Genomic DNA, 21,729 nt, shown 5'->3' with positions numbered 1-21,729 from the left:
GTTAAGTGTTTAAAGCTAGAAAAAAAGCAGCCCTGTTTGGCTGCTTTTTTGTTTTCACAACCGCTATAGGGGCAACTCAAACTTATAACCCACTCCATAAACAGAATGAATGACATCACTATCGGTGAAATAAGGCTGCATTTTCTTTCGTAGATTTTTGATATGTGTATCCATAGTTCGATCACTCACAACTCGTTGATCCACGTAAGCTTTATCCATTAACTGAGAACGAGAAAACACCCGACCTAAATTATCCAAAAAGGTTTGCATCATACGAAATTCAACAGGAGTAAGTTCTAGTTCTTCACCACGGATAGAAGCTAAAAATCTATCTTGATCTAATTTAATTGGGGTAATTTGCGTTGGCGTTTCACCACTGATCATTGCCATACGCCTCATCACGGCTTTAACACGCGCAACGACTTCGCGCGGACTATATGGCTTGCATACGTAGTCATCAGAACCTAGTTCAAGACCTAACAAACGATCAATCTCTTCAACTCGAGCAGTCGTCATAATAATCGGAACATTGGAAAAGCTTCGGACCTCTTTACAAATTTCCATGCCATCCTTGCCAGGTAGCATTAGGTCCAAAAGAATCATATCGGGTGAGTTGTTTTTTACCCAGCTAATGACCTCAAGGCCATTGTGAATCATCTCGACAGAGAAGCCAGATGCCTGCAGATAATCTCTTAATATTTCTGCTAAACCAACTTCATCTTCGACTATCAGGATATTTTGTTGATGTGCCATACGCCCAAACTAAATTAGTTATGCTCCAGGCATGACTAGTTTGGAATAAGACTTATCCTTCGACAGAAAGAGACACTGTTACTTTCAACCCACCTAAAAGAGATGGCTCTGCTGTAATAGAACCTTGATGAGCTTCAACAATATTTCGACAAATGGATAAACCTAAACCCGCTCCACCTGTTGCTCGGTTACGCGAACCCTCTTCACGGTAAAACCGATCAAACAATCGTGGTAGAACATCTGAATCTACACCTGGTGCACTATCTTCTATAGAGAAATTAACAAGACTGCCTTCCATCCAAGCAGTTAGCTGAATAGTGCCATGACGATCGGTATAACGTCGACTGTTTTTTAAAAGGTTATCAATAACTTGCCGTAGTCGCTTTGGGTCACCAAATATAGGAAGGTTTGGCGATATATCTACTTCAAATAACAAACCGGATGACGACAAACTATGCTCAGCTGAACTTGCTGCACTTTCTAACATCTCGGCTAGATTAATATCCTCTTTCCGATAGTTAAGTGCTCCAGCATCAGTAAGAGCTAAGTCATATAGGTCATCAACTAAACTGCTCAATTGTTGCGTAGAGCTGTGAAGCTTTTCCAATTGTTGTTGATTTAAAGGCCGGATCCCATCCTGCATTGCTTCAATTTCACTTCGAACTAACGCTAGTGGCGTACGAAGTTCATGAGAGATATCTGCCATTCCTTGGCGTCTAAGACTCTCATTTCTTTCTAGAGCCATAGCCAGACCATTAAAGTCATGTGCAAGTTGACCAAGTTCATCATGGCCCGTTACTTCAATGCGGGTATCAAATTTACCCTGTGCTAATTCGTGAGCACCATCAGTAATCGCTTTAACAGGTCTAATAAAACGCCTACCAATAGGGATCCCGACTATAACGGCTAACAACAAGGAGGCTATTGCTATGTAATAGATAACGTTTTGATGATCTTCTCGAAAGCGCTCATCGATTCCAGCAATTGGAAGTGGGACATATGAGAGGCTTAAAAATCCGATGGTTTTTCCATCTAGTACGATCGGCCTTTCCATAGTCCGTCCATTGCTATCAGGGGGACCAATTAAAAGATGACCTGTTGTATCTAATAGCCTCAACCTCTTGCTTAAACCAGTTTGATCTTTTGGTGGGGGTTTCTTACCCTGGCGATGATTACGAAGTAAGCTTTCATGCCCTCCCCCATAAACTTTGGGGCCTTTATTCTTATGCTTCGACCTTATTTTTTCTGGAAGATATTGCCTCCATACTCGATGGTTATAAGCAACAAAGTCCCAAGAGCCCTCCTCTCTATATTTTTCAGATAAGATTTTTTCCATCTCATCAAGTTCGGCCAGCTCAGCTGCAGTGACATAATCAAGAAAACTCTCTTGAAAACTTAAACGTGTTGCCAGAGCCATTGCCCCTACCAACATGACACTAATGCTGATAAGTACAAAAATGAGTTTGAGGGTGATACTTTTTCTTAGGTTGGAAATCATAGTGACTTTCAGATGTAAAATGGCTTATAAGCCTAATGGAAAAGATCCAACAGCATAAGAGATTTGTAACAACCTTCACATTTTGTCCACAAAGGGTTGTTGAGCTTTTAGCCTATTAGGAAAGATCCAAACAAACGCTAAGATAACAGCAAAGAGGCTTGCCAAAGCAGATACAGAAAACGTAGTTAACGAGCCAAAATCATCCCATAACAAGCCACTAACATAAGCTCCCAGCGCGCCACCCAAGCCAAAGCCTACGCTAGAAAATAAAGCTTGGCCCTGCCCGTGGGTTTGCTCGGTGAAATACTGATGTACCAAAGCAATTCCGACAGCATGTAAGGTTCCAAATGTTGCGGAGTGAAGCGTTTGGGCAAATAGCATTATCCATAGATTTTCCGGGACTAGACCTATTAGCCACCAGCGAAGTACACAAAGTAACAAACTGACCAGCATAATATTGCGTATCCCCCATCGCTGTATCATCCAATGCATATAGATAAAGATGATTACCTCTGCGATAACACCTACCGCCCAAAGCAGCCCAACTTCTGATCGACTAAATCCAACATCGACCATCAAAACGCTGTAAAAGGTGTAGTAAGCTCCGTGTCCAAATTGAACTAAGAAGCAAATAATAAAAAAGACCATTACCTGCGGACGTAGCAACAGCTGCGTAAAACTACGCTTATCCGCTGATACATTAGCCGAATCTGATTGAGCAGTATTCGGCGGGATAAACAAGGTATTCAGCCAAATTAAGATCATTAATCCCAAGAGAATCCAAGGCAACCAACGGATATCAATATAATCAAGCAAAGCACCTAGACCTGCGACCGTTACAATAAATCCGATCGAACCCCACAGTCTTATGCGGCTATATCGAGCTTTGTCTTTGCCAAGCTGACTTAGGGTTATCACTTCAAACTGGGGGAGTACTGCATTCCAGAAGAAGCTAAAGCCTAACATTACTAAGCCGATCCCTATGGCGGTTGTTTGCCAGAAGATACCGACAAACATTATGCAGGTCATTAACGCACCGAACCGAACTATCTCGACACGTTTGCCGCTTTTGTCAGCCATCCAGCCCCATAAATTGGGCGCTACTATTCGGGACAATTGCAACAAAGCCATCAGTGAACCAATGGTCTGGGCATCAAACTGAAATGATTTGAGATAAAGGCTCCAGTACGGAACCAAAGCACCTAATAAGGCGAAATAGAAGAAATAGAATCCAGAAAGGCGAATATATTGATCGAACTGCGGCATAAGCTGATCGGTCCCTTTCCTGGCTGATAAAAAATAAAAAGCCGGTTCACCTGAAGGCAACCGGCTATCGAGTAGACTAGATAACTATTTTAACTAGTACGTTAACTAGATAGTGCCACTCGTCATCATGCCTCTTTTAAAGCATTTAATAAATATTGCGGTAAGCCAAAGCAACCTAAGTGCATTTGAGGGTTGTAGTAACAAGTTTCGATACCGCTGTTGTCATAGCGCTTTTGCAACTCTTCCAAATCGATCGTTCGTAATGACTCATTATCTGAACCCCACGCCAACGTCATCAAACCACCGATATAGGTAGGGACAGCCGCGGTGTAGAACGATTGGTCTTTGAAGTACGGGCTTAAACGGCGACGAGTCGTAATCACTTCATCTTGTTGTAGGAAAGGCACACCGTTCTGTGCGACAAAAACACCACCCTCTGTCAGCAAGTTCTTACACCCTTCGTAAAAACGACTCGAGAATAACACTTCACCTGGGCCTACAGGGTCAGTGCAATCGGAGATGATTACGTCAAACTTTTCATCGGTTTGATTAACGTATTCAACGCCATCAGCGATCACGATATTGGCACGTGGATCTTCAAAAGCACCTGCAGAGTGATTTGGAAGATATGTTTTACACATATCGATTACGGCTTGATCGATTTCTACTTGAGTAACATGTTCAACTGACTGGTGACGACATACTTCACGCAGAATGCCGCCATCGCCACCACCGATGATCAAAACTCTTTTTGCATTCCCGTGAGCCAGAATTGGCACATGCGTTAGCATTTCATGGTAAACAAACTCATCTCTTTCCGTAGTTTGAATAATCCCGTCCAACGCCATAACAGTGCCATAAACGGGATTACGGAAAATAATTAGATGCCAAGAATCCGTTTGTTGCTCGAACAACACTTCCTCAACATCAAATTCCTGACCGTAACCTTTATGGAGTGTTTCTTTGTATAAATTTTCTTTTAAAGACGTTGTCACTTGCTTTACTCGCTAACTAACGAAAAAAGGGGTAGCACCGTTAAACGCACTACATTAATTTAGAGTATAAACCTAACTTCGCAGGCCTTAAATTTTGGTCGCATTTATACCCCGAAAAAGGTAAAAAACAAAGCATTTCCACTCCCTCTAGAGCACAAAGATTCCACATTATTCAACACTGCTATTCCGCGGAATTTAACCCACTCATCGGACTAACATTTTTCTTCAACCCAAATAACATTTTTGATCAAACAATCAGAAATAAATTTATTATTTGCTACTTTATCCATTTTATGAACTTTTTTTTACAACATTAGAAGCTAGCGAAACACGCTCCAGCCCTTGCCACCAAAGGCCTAGAGCCTAACTACAACTAAAGTCTAATTTTACTACCATTTTCGATGTATTCTTCTAAGTTTGTTAGGAACTAAATAAATGACCTACGCTTACTACAACAAATAACAAAAACAAGACGGTTTTGCGGCGTATAAAAGCCTCAGAAAGGATGGAGAAACAGAATGAAATTACTTACCTCGGTTGTTGCTACAGGTATGGCACTTGGTTTAGCGTTTGGTGCTCAAGCAGGCACTTTAGAAGATGTTCAAAAAAGAGGCAGCGTATCTTGCGGGGTAAGTACTGGCCTTGCAGGTTTCTCTCAAAAAGATGAGAACGGTACTTGGAGCGGTCTTGATGTAGACGTATGTCGTTCTGTTGCCGCTGCTGTTCTAGGTGACGCAAGCAAAGTCCAGTACAAGCCTCTTACAGCTAAAGAGCGTTTCACTGCACTTCAGTCTGGTGAAATCGATATTCTTTCTCGTAACACTACTTGGACTCACACACGTGATACCTCTCTAGGTCTTAACTTTGCTGGCGTAAACTATTATGACGGTCAAGGTTTCATGGTTTCTAAAAACCTTGGCGTAAAAAGTGCGCTAGAACTAGACGGTGCAGCTGTATGTATCCAAGCAGGTACAACAACTGAACTTAACCTTGCAGACTACTTCCGTGCCAACGGCATCAGCTACAAAGCAATCACATTCGATACTTCTGACCAAACACGCTCTGGTTTCGAAAGCGGTCGTTGTGACGTCCTAACATCAGACCAATCTCAATTATACGCTCTACGTATAGGCCTAAAAGATCCTTCAGCAGCGATGGTACTGCCAGAAGTTATCTCTAAAGAACCGCTAGGCCCAGTTGTTCGTCAAGGTGACGATGCATGGTTTAACGTCGTTCGCTGGTCTCTAATGGCGATGGTTGAAGCTGAATTCCTAAAAATCGACAGTGCTTCTGCTGATAAAGCGAAAACAGAAGGTAATCCTTCTCAAAAACGCCTAATGGGTTCTGAAGGCGATGCAGGTCAAAAACTTGGCATCCCTGCTGATTGGGCATACAACATTGTGAAGCAAGTAGGTAACTACGCTGAAAGCTTTGAGCGCAATGTAGGTCAGGGTTCTCCGCTTAAAATTTCCCGTGGTCTAAACGCCCAGTGGAACCAAGGCGGTATTATGTACTCTTCACCAGTACGCTAAGGAAGGATCAAACAGGGGGGCATTTTTCATGCCCCTCTGCTATTTTTACTTATAACCTTCTGAAGATAAGTGCTTAATTATGTCTGAAAAGCCACAGGTGAAGTCATCACCCTCCTTCTTCAACAACCCTAGAAACCGTTCGATTATTTACCAGCTGTTGTTACTAGCAGGCTTGGGATATTTCTTTTACGGTATTATTTCTAACACGCTGGCTAACTTAGAAGCCCGCGGTATCAAAAGCGGTTATGACTTCCTGTTTACGACTGCCGGATTCGATATTCTAATGTCGTTGGTGCCATACGATGCAACGCATACTTATGGTCGTACATTTATTGTCGGTTTATTAAATACCATTCTTGTTTCGACAATCGGGATCATTCTCTCGACAATCGTTGGCTTTATTATGGGGGTTGCTCATTTCTCTCATAACTTACTGATCAGAAAGCTGGCTGTCGCTTATGTAGAAACTTTCCGAAACATCCCACTACTACTTCAGATTTTCTTCTGGTATTTCGCGGTATTGGCAGCACTACCAAGCGCTCGTCAAAGCTTGAGCCTTGGGGAAGTGATTTTCTTAAACGTTCGCGGCCTCTACTTCCCAGGACTAAATGCTGAAAGTGGTGCAGGTATTGTTTATGCTGCGATTGCTGCTGCCATTGCCTCTATCTTTATCCTCAAGCGTTGGGCTAAGAAACGTCAAGATGACACCGGCCAGCAGTTCCCAGTATTACAGGCTAGTTTGGCTATTCTGTTTGTTTTACCTCTTGTTGCCCTATTTGCAGCAGGCGTACCGTTCACTTGGGACTTCCCTGAGCTTAAAGGCTTTAATTTCCGAGGTGGTGTAACGGTTATTCCTGAACTGATGGCACTTGCCTTAGCACTTACGGTTTATACCGGAGCATTTATTGCGGAAGCAGTAAGGGCGGGTGTTCAAGCAGTACCTCACGGTCAAACAGAAGCTGCACGTAGTATCGGGTTAAAAGAGAGCAAGATCATGAAGTTGATCGTTGTTCCTCAAGCCATGCGCGTTATTGTGCCTCTGCTTAACAGTGAGTATCAGAGCCTAGTTAAAAACTCGACTCTGGCAACTGCGATAGGCTATCCCGATCTATTTACCGTATTTGTTGGCACGACACTTAACCAAACAGGTCAGGCGATCGAGATCGTATTTATGACAATGGCGGTTTATTTTGTCGTTAACATGTCCATTTCTTTTGTTATGAACCGCTTCAATGCAAGCGTTTCTCTGGCTGAACGTTAATCGGGAGTGATTGAAATGAAAGAATTTAAACCACTACCCGATCAACCAGCACCACGTGATACTGTAGGTCCAATTCATTGGATCAGAGATAATTTCTTTGACTCAATATCCAATTCAATTGCGACACTGCTTATCCTTGCTGGTTTAGTGACGGTTATTCCACCTCTGGTCGATTGGCTATTTATCTCTGCCAACTGGGCTGGTGCTACTCAAGAGGCTTGCACCAAAGATGGTGCTTGTTGGGTATTTGTTAAAGCTTGGTCCAAGCAGTTCTTCTATGGAAGTTACCCTGCCGAAGAAATTTGGCGTATCAACGTTTGCTTAATTGCCCTTGTTGGTGTCATCACAGCATCTAATATGCTGAGCAAAGAGCTGCGCAACAAGATCGCTATACCGCTTTTCTTAGCTTTGCCATTCCTATCTATTCTGATTCTTGATGGTAGTTGGATTGGACTAGAGTATGTATCAACTGACTATTGGGGCGGCTTCTCACTCAACGTACTACTAGCCGCTGCGAGTATTATCGTTGCCTTCCCATTAAGCTTCCTTTGGGCGCTCGGACGTCGTTCTGATATGCCATTTATACGAAGTGTAAGCGTTGTTCTCATTGAGTTCTTCCGTGGTGTACCAGTACTTGCCCTATTCTTTATGGGCTCTGTAATGCTGCCACTGTTCTTCCCTGAAGGAACCAACGTAGACAAACTGATTCGCGTATGGATTGTACTTACACTCTTCATGTCCGGTTATATGGCTGAGGTATTCCGAGGTGGTTTTCAGGCTGTCCCTAAAGGGCAGTACGAAGCAGCAGACTCTCTGGGTCTAGGCTTTTGGCAGAAAACACTGCTGATTATCCTCCCTCAGGTCATCAAGATCTCTATGCCAAATATTTTGGCAACATTTATCATGCTCTTCAAAAATACGACGTTCTTATTGATCATCGGTATCTTTGAAATGCTGAGTACCACTCAAACAGCACTAGCAAATTCAAGCTGGTTAGGTGGTCATTCGACTGAAGGTTACCTTTTTGTAGCCGTCGTTTTCTGGATCTGCTGTTTCAGCATGTCCATGATCAGCGCATCAATCGAACGTAAACTCGACACAAGCCATAAGAACTAAGAGGTTTTCCTTGTGAGCATAGAACACGAAAAAAATATCGAAAACAACGAAGATATCATCGTTATCAAGGACCTCAACAAATGGTATGGCGAGTTCCACGTATTAAAAGATATCAACCTACGCGTTAAAAAAGGCGAACGCATCGTTATCTGTGGCCCTTCCGGCTCAGGTAAATCAACAATGACTCGTTGTATTAACCGCCTGGAAGAGTTTCAACGCGGCTCTCTAACCGTTAATGGTGTAGAGATGATCGAAGATGTGAAGAATATCGAAGCGATCCGCCGTGAGGTGGGAATGGTATTCCAACACTTTAATCTTTTCCCTCACCTAACCATCTTAGAAAATCTGACGTTAGGTCCAATTTGGGTCCAGAAAAAACCGAAGAAAGAAGCTGAAGCGACAGCAATGAAATATCTGGAAAGGGTAAAAATTCCAGATCAAGCGAATAAGTTTCCAGGACAACTATCAGGTGGTCAGCAACAACGTGTAGCCATTGCACGTTCGTTGTGTATGAACCCTGAAATTATGCTATTCGATGAACCAACCTCTGCCCTTGACCCAGAAATGATCAAAGAGGTATTGGACGTAATGATCGAATTGGCAGAAGAAGGCATGACGATGCTTTGCGTAACCCATGAGATGGGTTTCGCTAAGAAAGTTGCTGACCGTGTAATCTTTATGGATGCAGGGGAAATTGTGGAACAAAACACCCCAGAGGAGATCTTCCACAATCCGCAAACAGATCGCTTACAGCTGTTCCTAAGCCAGATATTGGATCACTAATACCTAATAAAAACGAACTTTCCAGCGAAAGCAAAGCCGCTTACCTGTATTACAGCTAAGCGGCTTTTTTTATTTTAAAATTTATTCCACAGGCTCCCCTGCTTCATCTTCTTCAACCACTTCGGTTTCCTGCAGAGCATCATTTACCCAAGCCTGAAGAGCGGGATGTTGTAAAACTGTCTGCATATAAGCAGAGGATTGCGGTGATAGCTCAATACCGTAAGTTACAAAACGCAAAACAGCTGGAGCGAAAAACACATCAACAATCGTAAAACTGCCAAATAACCAAGGCCCTGAATGTTGATGCGTAGCTCTTAATTCTGCCCAAAGAGCATCCATTCTCAGGATATCTTGCTGTGCTGCTGGGCTTAATTCAATTGCCCGTTTAGCTCGGCAGTTCATCGGCATCTCATTCCGAAGCGCATTAAAGCCAGAGTGCATCTCGCTGACGATAGCTCTCGCTTTGGCACGCTCTGATACATCACTCGGCCATGCAGCACCTTCTAGATAGCGCTCATTAACATACTCGCAAATAGCGAGAGAGTCCCAAACATTCAATTCATCATCGAGTAATACAGGTACTTTGGCTACGGGAGTATGCTGCTTTAACGTCTCATAAAATTCATCAGTGAATAGGTTTATTTTAAGTTCATCAAATTCGACATCAAAAGCTTTGAGCATCAACCAAGCTCTTAATGACCAAGACGAGTAATTTTTATTCCCAATAATTAGCTGCATAACATCCTCCGTATCTAGGCTTAAGATTGTGGCAACTTGCTTTCTATCTGACTAACGAATAGTTTTGATAGCTCCTATTCAAAATATTGATGGATGATCGCTGTATGGATATAGATGCACTTCGCAGCTTTATCGCTTTTGTAGATACTGGAAGTTTTACTCGCGCGGCTAAACAAACTTTTCGTACGCAAAGTGCAATCAGCATGCAGATGAAAAAGCTTGAGGAAGAGATAGGCCACAGTCTATTCATCAAAGAAGGACGTAACCTTTGTTTGACCGACCAAGGCCAAGAGCTAGTCAGTTATGCTCGAAGGCTTATCGCATTGCATGATGAAGCTATTGGACACTTTTCGCTTACTCAAGCACAAAGGCCATTAAGAATTGGATGCCCTGATGATTATGCCGAATCGGTTCTCCCGCAACTATGCCAGCTCATCAGCGACAGAATTCCTGATTTGAATTTTAATATTGAGTGCAATTGCAGCAGTAAATTACGCTCGATGTTGGATTCGGGTGAATTAGATATAGCCATTCTCACTCGGGCTCCAGATGGCGATGAAGGATTTCTACTTAAACACGATATCGGTGTTTGGGTACATGGGGGTTATCCAGAACTGCTAGAGCAATCGCCACTGCCTTTGGTGTTATTTGAACCAGATTGTAAATTTCGAACCACAGCAGTTGATGGTTTAGAAAAGCAAGGGATCGATTACCGTTTAGTCTGCGCGTCTTCTAGCTCAACTGCACTCAAGGGTTTATTAAGAGAAGGGCTAGGTATCAGTGCCATGGCGACTTCAAGCATCAGTAAAGATCTAGTAATCATTGATGAAAAAGGTTTACCCCCTCTACCCTCTGTCGATATCGTCCTCGCGATCGCACCTAGGCCACACCCTATGTTTGGCTCATCTGTAGCGACTGAATTGAGTACACTCTTATTAGAACAGAGCGAGAAAACTACAACGCTTTAGCGTAGCGCTCTTTTAGAATAGCGACGCGCTCAACATAGGCCTTGGTTTCAGCGTAGGGAGGCACCCCATTATAGCGCGTCACAGCTCCTGGGCCTGCATTATATGCAGCAGTACTAAGGGTTAGGTCACCAGAGAAGTTTTGTAAAAGCTGGGCTAGGTACTTCGTCCCACCCTCAATATTTTGATTAGCGTCCATGCTATTTGTCACGCCAAGATCTTTCGCTGTTGCCGGCATTAGTTGCATCAGACCTTGTGCACCAGCCCTAGATACAGCATTAACTCGGAACGCTGACTCAGCATGTATGACTGCACGGACTAAGGCTTCATCAACGGCATACTTTTTAGCCATCGCTTTTACTTGATCACTATGCGCTTGTACATTTAATGGAGTTGTATGCCAATTTACAGTTGAAGCGACACTGCATGCAAAACAATCAAACCTCAGAACTTCAAACCCTATATTCAAAGGCTTTTGATCTGAGAATGACAATACCCCGTCGTCATTACGGTACTTATAAACTTTTTTGAGTGAAGAGGAGCTTTTATTGGTGTAGTTAACCTTCCTCTGCTTATCGCTAAGGTTGGTATATTCGACCCGTCCATCTGGGTGCACAATTTTCCGAATTTCGCCCGCAATAAGATTTACTGGCGTTAGCGAAACGAAAACACCAATAATCGTTAAAACTGCGGTTGAAGCCGTAGCTTTCCATATCTTCATAAACAGCAGTTTAGCAGCTATTAATCCCGGAGGTTAACCCTTCGCCATCACAGCTCTTTAGGGGGAAGAATTAATGAGGAAAACAGCAACCCTGTCACCAGCGCGATAGCAACAAAGCTCATGCTAAATGCCGTATCGATCCCTTCAAGCACATTCTTTTCAACCATAAGGGAGAGGCTCTGAAAACCAACACTTCCCGGTACCAGTAAGATAATACCCGGCATTAACATGACCGCTCGGGTAATCCCTGAAATACGCTCAAACAAGTTCGCTACCAAGCCTGTAATAAAGGCACCAATAAAAGCACCTAAAACCTGCCCAAAGAGCTGAGCCCCATACCAGGTTGCTGCAAAAGCGATACAACCACCTAGAACCACCCAATGCATATCAACTGGACGACTCTGGAAAAGAAAGCATAGCCCGATGCCTGCATAGGCGATTGATAGCCATAGACTCCAGTCAGGTAGATACCATTCAAACGTCACAGGTTGTGCTGGAAACAAGCCTGTTCCAATAGCGTTACCAATGGCTACGCCAAAGCCTATCTGTAAGAAGATAGTACCGGCATAAACCAATCGTGCTGTTCCCGAAACCATATTTTGCCGAGCAAGTTCGGCTACTGCAGTGGTCAACGGCAAACCGGGGACTAATACAATCACCCCAGCTACTGTGGCTATATAAGGTGATGACAACCACCCCAAACTGGCGACAAAATTAGCCACTAATGCTGACAAAATCGCCGATAACGTCGGAAATAGATATTTAAGTGAATCGGTTTTTAAAAATTTAACTGCGATAAGTGCTGTTAGCATGCCGATAAAAAAGGCCACCAGCATCTCAGCTACAGCACCACCTAAAAGATGAGCGATACCTGCTGATAACAGAGCAAACCCGGCCATCTGGCCTTTAACCCCAAACCTAGCACCTGAGTTAGCGATAGCTTTAAGTTGATGCGCACCTTCTGACACGGTTATAGATTCAGACATGACATCCCGAACCACCGTGTTTACTTGGATCTGCCTCTCAAGGTTTACCTCACCCTGATCTACACGGAAAACATAGGTTTTAGGCTCAGGCTCTTCTGGGTGTGAGAAGCTCATTATGAGGTTTGTAGGCTGCGCTAAACACTGCACGCCAAAACCAAGGGTCTCACCCACACGTTTCATCGTATTTTCTAGCTCATAAGCCGTCATCCCATAGGTATGCAGCGCTTTAGCTAAACGAAGCATAAAACCCACCGGCAAAGTCCTTGGCGGAAAGTTTGGCTGTTTATCTAATGAGTAGTGATCAAGTAGATCAAACGACATAACGGCTTTGAATCCTCTATAGCCCTAAAACAAAAAAGGATAAATTATCGCTAATTTATCCTTTCCTAGATTCGATTGGCGAATTTTAATATCAGGTGATAACAGGTATCTCAGATTTAACATCTGCGTTTTGTGCTCGGTCACGGAGTAAGTGATCCATCAACACAATTGCCATCATCGCTTCAGCAATTGGTGTTGCTCGAATACCCACGCAAGGGTCATGACGACCTTTCGTCACAACTTCAATCTCTTCACCGCGACTATTAATACTACGGCCCGGCAGACGCAAACTAGAAGTCGGTTTCAAGGCAATATGCGCAACGATATCTTGACCTGTAGATAAACCGCCTAAGATACCACCAGAATGATTCGACAAGAAACCTTCAGGCGTCATCTCATCCCTGTGCTCCGTGCCTTTCTGTGAGACACAATCAAATCCATCACCAATCTCAACACCTTTTACAGCGTTGATGCTCATCAACGCATGAGCAAGGTCAGCATCAAGTCGATCGAAAATCGGCTCACCTAAACCAACTGGTGCGCCTGAAGCCACTACAGAGATTTTAGCACCTACAGAGTTACCCTCTTTTCGAAGCGCATCCATGTAAGTTTCCATCTCAGACACGGCTTCGGCATCTGGAGAGAAGAATGGATTGTTAGGTACTTCATTCCAATCGAAGTTAGCTTCGTTAATTGCAATCGGACCTAATTGAGATAGGTAACCTTTAACTTCGATACCTTTAGACGCTAGATACTTTTTCGCAATAGCACCTGCTGCAACACGCATAGCAGTTTCACGCGCAGATGAACGGCCGCCACCACGATAATCACGGAAACCATATTTATGCGTGTAAACGTAGTCAGCATGGGCTGGACGGAACGTCTCTTCGATATTGGAGTAATCTTTAGAACGTTGATCGGTGTTTTTGATCAGCAAGCCAATTGGTGTACCAGTAGTTTTACCTTCGAAAACACCCGATAAAATCTCTACTTCATCAGCTTCACGGCGCTGAGTTGTATGACGAGAAGTACCTGGCTTACGGCGGTCTAAATCTAACTGTAGGTCAGCTTCAGAAAGCTCGATGCCTGGAGGGCAACCATCAACAATACAGCCAAGAGCCTTACCGTGGCTCTCACCAAATGTAGTGACTGTAAACAGCTTACCGTAACTATTTCCTGACATCGCAGTATTCCATCCAAAACGTTCTTAAAAATTCAGGGGCGGGATTATACCAAACAATCCCGATGTTGGCGCAGTTCCTTAGCAGTAATCGCAAACACACCATTACCACCGCGTTCAAACTCTAACCAGATTACAGGAATCTGTGGGTATTTCTCCATCATGTGCACTTCACTATTACCCACTTCAACCACCAACAGGCCATCTTCAGTTAGATAATCATTCGCTTGTGCAAGAATCTGACGGGTAATATCCAAACCATCAGGGCCAGAACCCAACGCTAGTTCTGGCTCATGATCGTATTCCTCCGGCATTGAAGCCAGATCGCTTTCGTCAACGTAAGGAGGATTACTAACAATCAGATCATACTTCTTACCCTGTAAGTTAGAAAACAGATCACTTTCAATAGCTTGAACACGATCACCCATCTCATGCTTAGCAATATTGATATTAGAAACATCGATAGCATCAGAGGAGATATCGGCCAAATCGACTTCCGCTTCTTCGAAGGCATAAGCGCAGGCTAAACCAATACAACCACTACCCGTACACAGGTCCAAAATGCGTTCAACCGGACTTTCTCGCAGCCATGGGCTAAATTGATTTTCAATTAACTCAGCAATAGGTGATCGTGGAATCAGCACTCTTTCATCAACAAAGAAAGGCAATGAGCAGAACCAAGATTCACCAATAATGTATGGCAGAGGTCTACGTTCTACCGCACGCTGATGGATAAAAGAGATCACCCGCTCTTTTTCTTCCTCTGTAAGGCGACCATCCAAAACTGCAGGGTTCACATCCCATGGCAGATAAACTGCCCCTAATACTAGCTGAGTAGCTTCATCCCACGCATTGTCAGTACCATGACCAAAATAAACCTTATGTTGCGCAAATTGACTCATCGCATAACGGATGTAATCACGTAAGCTGTGTAACTGATTAGTTATAGAGTTTGAAGTTAAAGCTTGCTCGCTCATTCAGTCTGGACCGATATTTTGTTAAATTTAAAGGGCAATATTAATAAAACTCGCACAGGAACACCATGAAAGACCCCCGTGAGAATGAAGACATCGACTTTATGTCGGCAATGGAGGGCGTAACCCGCCATAAGCATGACAAAGCTGATACCCAGATAAAGAGATCAAAGAGTGATCTTCATAACAAGCAATACCGTCGCCAAGCTGCTACTCAGCAGGAAGATAAGGTTATCGATGGTTTATCCGATGAAGCGGTAGAGTTGGTGGAATCTAGCGAAGAACTTTTATTTGCGAACCCCGGGGTACAACTTCGTGTTCTAAAACGCCTGAAACAAGGGCATATCCCTTGGGAACAGGGTTTAGATCTTCACGGATACACAGTTGATCAAGCCCGCGATCAGCTTAGTAAATTTATTTTTGAAGCGAAAAGAAACAAAGCGAGATGCGTCATCGTCGTACATGGCAAAGCCCATTCATCAGAAAGCCAGCAAGCAATGATTAAATCTTACGTTAACGAGTGGTTAAAACGCCTAAACGGAGTACTCGCCTTCTGTTCCGCACAGGCCAAAGATGGTGGCGCTGGAGCCCTTTACGTTTTGCTTAAACGAGATAAATAGCTAATTGATTGGATCACCATTTTCTAACGCTTCCAACCTATCTCGCGTTGCAAGCCGCCCATACTCAACGGTCTCTGTTGCACGATGAAATTCATAAAAGCTACATAGGTCTTTAGGAATACGTACGAGTAAATCAGGCGGGTAACCGGCAATTTTGTATTCAGCCAAACTCGCCTGCATCACTTCCACAGAGTTAAGTAGAACATCCATACGCCCTCCGATCTCTGTCGGCTGATCGGCAGTAACCTCTTCACTGCCTTCAGCAGCATTCGCATCTTGCATATGCCACTCATCACTCATACCGCTGCGTTTTAAGTACTGATTACTTGGTAGCTTCAGATGACTATGACTGGAATCACCGGTATTCAAATCTACCGCAATAATAAGATCAGCTTGAGCAGCAACAACGGGGATGATTGGAAGAGGGTTTAGTATGCCACCATCAACTAACACTCTCCCATCTTTGACGACGGGAGTAAATAAACCAGGAACAGCAACGGACGCACGAATGGCGTCAAGTAGAGGGCCTTTTTGGTACCAAACCTCTTTTTGGTGGGCTATATCAGCAGCCACAGCTGTAAAATCAATCTCAAAATTTTCGATATTAGGCGAACCTAAAATTTCAGCCAATTGCACGAAAATTTTGTCACCCCGAATAGCGCCACGCGACAAAGTAAAATCTAATAACCTAACCACTCTCATCCAATTGAGACTGGTTACCCACTCTTTATATTCATTTAATTTCCCGGCAGCGTGCATTCCTCCAACTAGAGCACCCATTGAGCTCCCTGAGATAGATACGATCTCATATCCTCGACGTTCTATCTCTTCAATCGCTCCTATATGGGCATATCCTCTCGCTCCACCACTACCAAGAACTAATGAGACTGTTGCCATAATGACCTCCTAAGCACTTAAAGCTAGGAAAAAATTAAGTTAGCGTTCGATCTCCTTCGAGCTTATTAAAGCTCTTCTTTATAAATCATGATTGCTACATCACCCGTTTTTGACTTTGTTCCAAAAGCTCCAACGGAGTGTACATTCACTTGCTCAGCCAAAACGCCATTAGTGATTAACTTTGCTTTTAACTGATTACCATACTCCAGCGCACTATTAAGTTTTTCCTGATAGGAACCAGCTGTAAAATCGGAAGAAACAATCCAAATTTGTTGCTTGGGATTATTTTGAATGAAGGCTAAAAGTCTTTGGAAGCCTTCTTCAGTATCCACATATTCGTGAACCAACTCACTCTTATCTAAAACAGAACGATCAGAAGCCATTTCCAAAACATCTAATCGTAAATAAACTTTTTTGTTGCCTCTCTGGACTGAATACAAAGCGAAGTAACGTTGATTAAGTTTGAAGCTAGCTACTCGTTGAGTGGTATCAATACCGTATAATCTCGAATACTTAAAAATGGTATTCGCCCATTGATTACTACTACCGCATGCCCGCCCCTGACAATTAAATTGCTCGGTTGCTCCTTGCTTCTCTAACTGCGCTGAGAAAAATTGGAATGCTTCATCGGAGGAATGGTTTTGAGGAATTCGGTAGGTCAGTTGAAACAACTTTCCGCTTAAGCGCTCCTCTTTTTCAGGTGCAATGACGCCATTAATCTTCTCCAACCCACCCAAAACGAAACGGTAATCCGCGTTTTCTATCTCTTTATATTGAACAATGGTAGATCGAGGGAAACGCTCAAATGATCCATAGTCACTGCTACCTCTAACATCGGATGCAGACTGAACATTCATTGAAAAAATAAAAAACAACCAAGGTACTAATAAACGCATTCCATACTCCTAAAACGTAACATTAATAATGGTGCATCATGCCCATTGATTGATACGTTCAGCTAACAATGCCGCTGGGGTAGGTTCTAGGTGCAAATGATGCCCTCCTTCCATATCAATCACTTCAGCATGGTAAAACTCACCCAACCAAGGATTAATGATGCTATCAGCTGCACCATTCGATCCCCTTATAACTATAGCTTCTGATCTTACGGATTTAACAAAAGAAGAGATCTGTGAAAAACTAAACCGAACCAAAGAAGGCATCATCAACTTTGGATCATTACTCCAAATATAGCCTCTTTCCGTTCTTGATAATCCACGATCTAGGAGAGCCTCAGCTGCTTCTCGAGAAACGGGCCAACGACCATTCATACGAGCCTGAATAGCATCTTCGTAGGTTAAATAAGGACGTAAGGTTTTCGAAACCATCTTGCTACGCTTTATCACAGCATCAGCAAACAACTGAGGTAAATCTTCCTCGTCATAGAAAAGAGGAGCCAACCCTTCTATTAGCATTAAATGATCGACCTTTTCTGGAAAAGCACCTGCAAATAGCATCGCAATGCTTGCCCCCATTGAATGCCCAATGAGACTGACTTTATTCAAAGAAAGTGCATCTAGAACAGCATGAAGGTCAGTTACGTTATCCCAAATATAATAAGGCATAACCTCTGGACGATGATCTGATCGCCCATGACCGATTAAATCAATTGCTATCAATCTGATGCCTGTGAGGTTTTGTGCTAAAGCATCAAAGCTAGCAGCATTATCCAGCCAACCATGCAAAGCCAACATTGGAGCACCATTGGGATCTCCGTATTCAATAGCCGCGACGGTATAACCTGGAATCTGTATTTCAAAACTAACTTTATTTGGCATAGGTAGACAAAAACCCTATTAGCAATAATCAGTTAGGTACTATAAACCGAAATTACGTTAAGATCTCAGCTAAAGTAAGTAATTGGAACAGAACAAACATGACTCTACGACTTGAACTGGAAAAGGACCCTTCCCTCAAAAAGCCACAAAAAGTCTTTTTTGTACTGTTTGGGATAATGTTCCTTTTAGCCCCCTTTTATTACCAACCAAACATGGGCGGTGAAGGCTTAAGCATTCCACACAATGCAAGCCTATGGATCATCGCTAGCTGGATCATTGCTGCTGCCTGCTACATCATCTATAAACAAAATAGAATTATTTTACCTAGATATTGGTTTACTTTGGCTCTTCTACCCCTGGGCGCAATTATCACTAGTTACATTGCTGATAATAACAACCCAGCTGAGTGGCTAATAAGATTGTCGGTAATCTGTGGTGGATATTTATTCTTTATAGCTCTTTATCAATTCGAACTAACTTCAAGGCAAATAGAAAGAAGTTTATACATCCTTTTATCAATGGGATTAATTGCTGCTACGTATGGGATTATCCAAACCCAAACTCCCCCAATCCTATCAGGCTTTATTCCACACAGCCCTAAATTGACCCCAGTAGGACCATTTCAACAGGTAAACATCCAAGCAAGTTTAATGGCAACGGTTTTAGTCCTCGCTTTTTACTTGATCGGACGTCCTTTAAGTAAAAATAAGAACCCAATTATCATAGTCTCCATAATAATCACTGCCATGGCTGCTAGTTACAATATCGCTAGCAGTGGATCTAGAGTTGGTACTCTAGGAATAACCTTGGCATTAACTTTATTATTTCTAGGTCGTTGGAAAATCTACTCAAAATCAAAACTTATCTTGGCCTCTGTAATAATTGCATCATTTACAGGCGGCCTACTGGGCAGCCAGGGTCTAGAAAAAACTTCAGATAAGTTTGATCGAATTATGAAACAAGACATTCGCTGGAGCATTTACAACATGTCGTGGGAGCTTTATACCGAAGCTCCAGTGTTTGGCCATGGGCTTGGTAGCTTTCAAAAAGTTTTTCAGGATAAGCGGATGGAAGCCCAAGTAGCGGGGATTTATAACCTAGGTAAATCTCCTAAATTTACTCACCCTCACAATGAATTCATATTTTGGCTTATTGAAGGTGGTACCTTTGCTATTCTCGGTATATTAGCAGCGACACTTTATACATTTATACAATTAACTAAACTTGGATGGCAAAGAGGATTTGGTTACGCAGCTTTGCTCATTCCAATTACTCTACATACCCAAGTAGAACTTCCCTTTTATATTTCCAATACACCTTGGTTCTTGTTGCTAACAATTTTATTTTTAGTTCACCAATCAGGTAAAAAGACCTATTCGACCTCAAAATTATCAAAAGCAGCAAGCACCACTATACCTTTAAGCGCAACAGCTATTGCACTAGTTAGCACTAATTTACTGATTAAAGCGCAAGTGGGTAATGCTGGACTTATTAACTACATCCATTCAGGGCAGAAAAAAACCATTTATCTACAATCGCCCCTAAAATCTCAGTACTTTGAAAATCACACCACATTCTTAATACTTCGCCGAAATATGTTTATAGGGATGAGTCAAAATGACAACCAACACGCTGTTCTTTTTGCTCAGTGGGCAGAGGAACAAATCAAAGATAATCCCGAATTGATTTACTATAGCAATTTAGCCATCGCCTATGACTATACGAATCGTAATGATGAGCGAGATCAAATAATGAAAATAGCGATGAATACTTATCTAAACAATTTAGATCTGCAGCAGCTAAACCAACAGTTTATGGCAAAGGATCTAGAGGATGGAAATAGCAGTGGCGCCATCAAACAATTAGATACGACGAACTAAACGCCCGAGCCCAGCTGCTGGCCAATCCGCTTCCAGCTGGGCTATTTCACCACAACTGAAGGTAGCTGGATTATGTGCACTACCTTCGCAGCAAATTGCTTCTACATAAGAGATTAAGGGCATATGCGTAACCACGAGTGGAGAACGACTTTCAAACCTTTCTAGAAAGGCTAAAGCATTCGCAGGATCAGATTCTGGCGTCCAGAGTTCCGAAATAAACTGCTCAACCCCACCCAACTGCTGATTAACTATTTCCGCAGTCTGACAGGCTCTGACATAAGGACTATGAATAACACAATCCACATCTTTAAGATGAGGTACAGCAGTCTCTAATCTTAACTCGAGCCTTTTAACGCCTTCAGGCGTCAACTTGCGCTGAGCATCCGATTCAGCAAAAAACTCGGCTTCACCGTGGCGCATTAAAAAGAAATTCATTCGCCTTCTCTAGGTAAGACAAATTCAACATCGGTACTCTGCTCACTCATCATCAGCATTTTTACGACTTGAGCGACCGGAGCGTGGTTGAAAACAACCTCATATAATCCTGCAACAAGAGGCATATAGACGCCCATCGCAGCAGCTTTTTCTTTGACGTGCTTGATCGTGTTAACACCTTCGGCAACTTGCCCTAAAGCCTCAACCGCTTCATCTAAGGTTTTACCCTCACCTAACGCATAGCCAACACGGTAATTACGGCTCAAAGGCGACATACAGGTTACAATCAAATCACCAACGCCAGCTAGACCAATAAATGTCATAGGGTTTGCCCCCATACATACAGCAAATCGGCTCATTTCAGCCAAACTACGTGTCATTAACATGCTCTTGGTATTTTCACCCATACCAAGCGCAGCACTCAAACCTGCAGCAATGGCATAAATATTTTTGAGCGTACCACCAAGCTCAACACCGTAAGTATCTGAGCTAGCATAAACACGAAAATAAGAGCTATGAAGAATATCCTGAACCAGTGTTCTAACGTCAGCAGAATCACTAGCAATTACCGTTGCTGTTAATTGCTTAGCAGCAACCTCTTTTGCCAGATTAGGTCCGCTTAAGACGCCAATACAAGCATCAGGCATCTCTTCAGTCAGGATCTCGCTCATCAAGCTAAAAGTCTTAGCTTCAATGCCTTTCGTTGTACTGACGAGCATCTGCCCCGGCTTTAACCAAGGTTTAGCTTGTTCAATCACTTGCCTAAATGACTGACTCGGAATAGAGACAAAAACCAGTTCTGCATCAAGGAGAACATCTTCTAACGAACAAGATGCCGTAATATTTTTAGAGAGTTGGTAGTCAGGAAGGTAACGAGGATTTTCATGGAACTCGTTGATATGATCCGCTCTTTCCTGATCACGTAACCACAAACTAACTTTATGACCATTATCAGCGACAATGTTCGCTATTACCGTGCCAAAGCTACCTGCACCCAGCACTGCAACCTTACGAATATCAGACATAGATA

21 protein-coding genes are annotated in these 21,729 nt (G+C 43.0%); 7 read left to right on the top strand and 14 right to left on the bottom strand.

The features are described from left to right. Nucleotides 1-63: 63 nt before the first annotated feature. The 4 genes from ACMXYW_RS05830 to speE form a co-directional block, all read right to left on the bottom strand. Entirely contained in the window at nucleotides 64-753 is a 690-nt protein-coding gene (locus tag ACMXYW_RS05830) for a response regulator (RefSeq protein WP_415905557.1), read from the bottom strand. 52 nt (nucleotides 754-805) lie between these two features. Next, on the bottom strand, nucleotides 806-2,170 hold the full coding sequence (locus ACMXYW_RS05825) for an ATP-binding protein (RefSeq protein WP_415905556.1): 1,365 nt from the start codon (nucleotides 2,168-2,170) through the stop codon (nucleotides 806-808). A gap of 156 nt (nucleotides 2,171-2,326) precedes the next feature. Continuing rightward, nucleotides 2,327-3,517 carry an MFS transporter gene (locus ACMXYW_RS05820; protein WP_415905555.1) on the bottom strand — a complete coding sequence of 397 codons (1,191 nt, stop codon included), beginning with the start codon at nucleotides 3,515-3,517 and terminating at the stop codon, nucleotides 2,327-2,329. A gap of 125 nt (nucleotides 3,518-3,642) precedes the next feature. After that, the gene (gene speE / locus ACMXYW_RS05815; RefSeq protein WP_415905554.1) at nucleotides 3,643-4,512 is read right to left on the bottom strand and encodes a polyamine aminopropyltransferase; all 870 of its coding nucleotides are present in this window, start codon (nucleotides 4,510-4,512) and stop codon (nucleotides 3,643-3,645) included. Between the two features lie 518 nt (nucleotides 4,513-5,030). Between speE and ACMXYW_RS05810 the strand changes: the two genes are divergently transcribed. The 4 genes from ACMXYW_RS05810 to ACMXYW_RS05795 all read left to right on the top strand — a co-directional run bounded on the left by ACMXYW_RS05810 (nucleotide 5,031) and on the right by ACMXYW_RS05795 (nucleotide 9,204). Continuing rightward, entirely contained in the window at nucleotides 5,031-6,044 is a 1,014-nt protein-coding gene (locus ACMXYW_RS05810; protein WP_415905553.1) for an amino acid ABC transporter substrate-binding protein, read from the top strand. Nucleotides 6,045-6,123: 79 nt separating this feature from the next. Next, nucleotides 6,124-7,305 carry an amino acid ABC transporter permease gene (locus tag ACMXYW_RS05805; protein ID WP_415905552.1) on the top strand — a complete coding sequence of 394 codons (1,182 nt, stop codon included), beginning with the start codon at nucleotides 6,124-6,126 and terminating at the stop codon, nucleotides 7,303-7,305. A gap of 15 nt (nucleotides 7,306-7,320) precedes the next feature. Further along, nucleotides 7,321-8,421, top strand: coding sequence for an amino acid ABC transporter permease (locus ACMXYW_RS05800; RefSeq protein ID WP_415905551.1), 1,101 nt, complete (start codon nucleotides 7,321-7,323; stop codon nucleotides 8,419-8,421). 12 nt (nucleotides 8,422-8,433) lie between these two features. After that, a complete protein-coding gene (locus ACMXYW_RS05795) occupies nucleotides 8,434-9,204 on the top strand; it encodes an amino acid ABC transporter ATP-binding protein (RefSeq protein ID WP_415898616.1) in 771 nt (256 codons plus the stop codon). An 81-nt stretch (nucleotides 9,205-9,285) separates the two neighbouring features. Here the strand turns inward: ACMXYW_RS05795 and ACMXYW_RS05790 are convergent, their stop codons facing one another. Beyond that, nucleotides 9,286-9,942 (bottom strand): glutathione S-transferase family protein, encoded by a 657-nt coding sequence (locus ACMXYW_RS05790; protein WP_415905550.1) that lies wholly within the window; start codon nucleotides 9,940-9,942, stop codon nucleotides 9,286-9,288. Nucleotides 9,943-10,046: 104 nt separating this feature from the next. Here ACMXYW_RS05790 and ACMXYW_RS05785 point away from each other — a divergent pair, with 104 nt between their 5' ends. Then, nucleotides 10,047-10,910, top strand: a complete 864-nt coding sequence (locus ACMXYW_RS05785) for a LysR substrate-binding domain-containing protein (RefSeq protein ID WP_415905549.1) — start codon at nucleotides 10,047-10,049, stop codon at nucleotides 10,908-10,910. Here the strand turns inward: ACMXYW_RS05785 and ACMXYW_RS05780 are convergent. The 4 genes from ACMXYW_RS05780 to prmB all read right to left on the bottom strand — a co-directional run bounded on the left by ACMXYW_RS05780 (nucleotide 10,897) and on the right by prmB (nucleotide 15,092). Continuing rightward, entirely contained in the window at nucleotides 10,897-11,628 is a 732-nt protein-coding gene (locus ACMXYW_RS05780) for a lytic transglycosylase domain-containing protein (RefSeq protein WP_415905548.1), read from the bottom strand. The two genes, ACMXYW_RS05785 and ACMXYW_RS05780, sit on opposite strands and share 14 nt — an antisense overlap. 47 nt (nucleotides 11,629-11,675) lie before the next feature. Beyond that, nucleotides 11,676-12,935: a threonine/serine ThrE exporter family protein gene (locus tag ACMXYW_RS05775; RefSeq protein ID WP_415905547.1), complete on the bottom strand. Its 1,260-nt coding sequence runs from the start codon at nucleotides 12,933-12,935 to the stop codon at nucleotides 11,676-11,678. A 91-nt stretch (nucleotides 12,936-13,026) separates the two neighbouring features. Next, nucleotides 13,027-14,118, bottom strand: coding sequence for a chorismate synthase (gene aroC, locus ACMXYW_RS05770; protein WP_415884106.1), 1,092 nt, complete (start codon nucleotides 14,116-14,118; stop codon nucleotides 13,027-13,029). Between the two features lie 44 nt (nucleotides 14,119-14,162). Beyond that, nucleotides 14,163-15,092 carry a 50S ribosomal protein L3 N(5)-glutamine methyltransferase gene (gene prmB, locus ACMXYW_RS05765; RefSeq protein ID WP_415905546.1) on the bottom strand — a complete coding sequence of 310 codons (930 nt, stop codon included), beginning with the start codon at nucleotides 15,090-15,092 and terminating at the stop codon, nucleotides 14,163-14,165. A 65-nt stretch (nucleotides 15,093-15,157) separates the two neighbouring features. Here prmB and ACMXYW_RS05760 point away from each other — a divergent pair, with 65 nt between their 5' ends. After that, nucleotides 15,158-15,709, top strand: a complete 552-nt coding sequence (locus tag ACMXYW_RS05760; protein WP_415905545.1) for a Smr/MutS family protein — start codon at nucleotides 15,158-15,160, stop codon at nucleotides 15,707-15,709. On the opposite strand, the gene ACMXYW_RS05755 is transcribed toward ACMXYW_RS05760, so the two are convergent. The 3 genes from ACMXYW_RS05755 to ACMXYW_RS05745 all read right to left on the bottom strand — a co-directional run bounded on the left by ACMXYW_RS05755 (nucleotide 15,710) and on the right by ACMXYW_RS05745 (nucleotide 18,384). Then, on the bottom strand, nucleotides 15,710-16,606 hold the full coding sequence (locus ACMXYW_RS05755; protein ID WP_415905544.1) for a patatin-like phospholipase family protein: 897 nt from the start codon (nucleotides 16,604-16,606) through the stop codon (nucleotides 15,710-15,712). Between the two features lie 65 nt (nucleotides 16,607-16,671). Beyond that, on the bottom strand, nucleotides 16,672-17,502 hold the full coding sequence (locus tag ACMXYW_RS05750; protein ID WP_415905543.1) for a DUF4892 domain-containing protein: 831 nt from the start codon (nucleotides 17,500-17,502) through the stop codon (nucleotides 16,672-16,674). Between the two features lie 36 nt (nucleotides 17,503-17,538). Beyond that, nucleotides 17,539-18,384: an alpha/beta fold hydrolase gene (locus ACMXYW_RS05745; protein ID WP_415905542.1), complete on the bottom strand. Its 846-nt coding sequence runs from the start codon at nucleotides 18,382-18,384 to the stop codon at nucleotides 17,539-17,541. 98 nt (nucleotides 18,385-18,482) lie between these two features. On the opposite strand from ACMXYW_RS05745, the gene ACMXYW_RS05740 reads away from it, so the two are divergent. After that, nucleotides 18,483-20,264 carry a Wzy polymerase domain-containing protein gene (locus ACMXYW_RS05740; RefSeq protein WP_415898624.1) on the top strand — a complete coding sequence of 594 codons (1,782 nt, stop codon included), beginning with the start codon at nucleotides 18,483-18,485 and terminating at the stop codon, nucleotides 20,262-20,264. Here the strand turns inward: ACMXYW_RS05740 and sixA are convergent. Then, the gene (gene sixA / locus ACMXYW_RS05735) at nucleotides 20,247-20,699 is read right to left on the bottom strand and encodes a phosphohistidine phosphatase SixA (protein WP_415898625.1); all 453 of its coding nucleotides are present in this window, start codon (nucleotides 20,697-20,699) and stop codon (nucleotides 20,247-20,249) included. The genes ACMXYW_RS05740 and sixA overlap by 18 nt on opposite strands. Further along, nucleotides 20,696-21,724: an NAD(P)H-dependent glycerol-3-phosphate dehydrogenase gene (locus tag ACMXYW_RS05730; RefSeq protein ID WP_415905541.1), complete on the bottom strand. Its 1,029-nt coding sequence runs from the start codon at nucleotides 21,722-21,724 to the stop codon at nucleotides 20,696-20,698. Before ACMXYW_RS05730 ends, sixA begins: the two co-directional genes overlap by 4 nt. Nucleotides 21,725-21,729 lie beyond the last annotated feature (5 nt).

This window comes from Neptuniibacter sp. QD48_55 (assembly GCF_047778115.1).
Lineage (GTDB): Bacteria > Pseudomonadota > Gammaproteobacteria > Pseudomonadales > Balneatricaceae > Neptuniibacter.
This window is presented reverse-complemented; position numbering and strand designations above follow the sequence as displayed.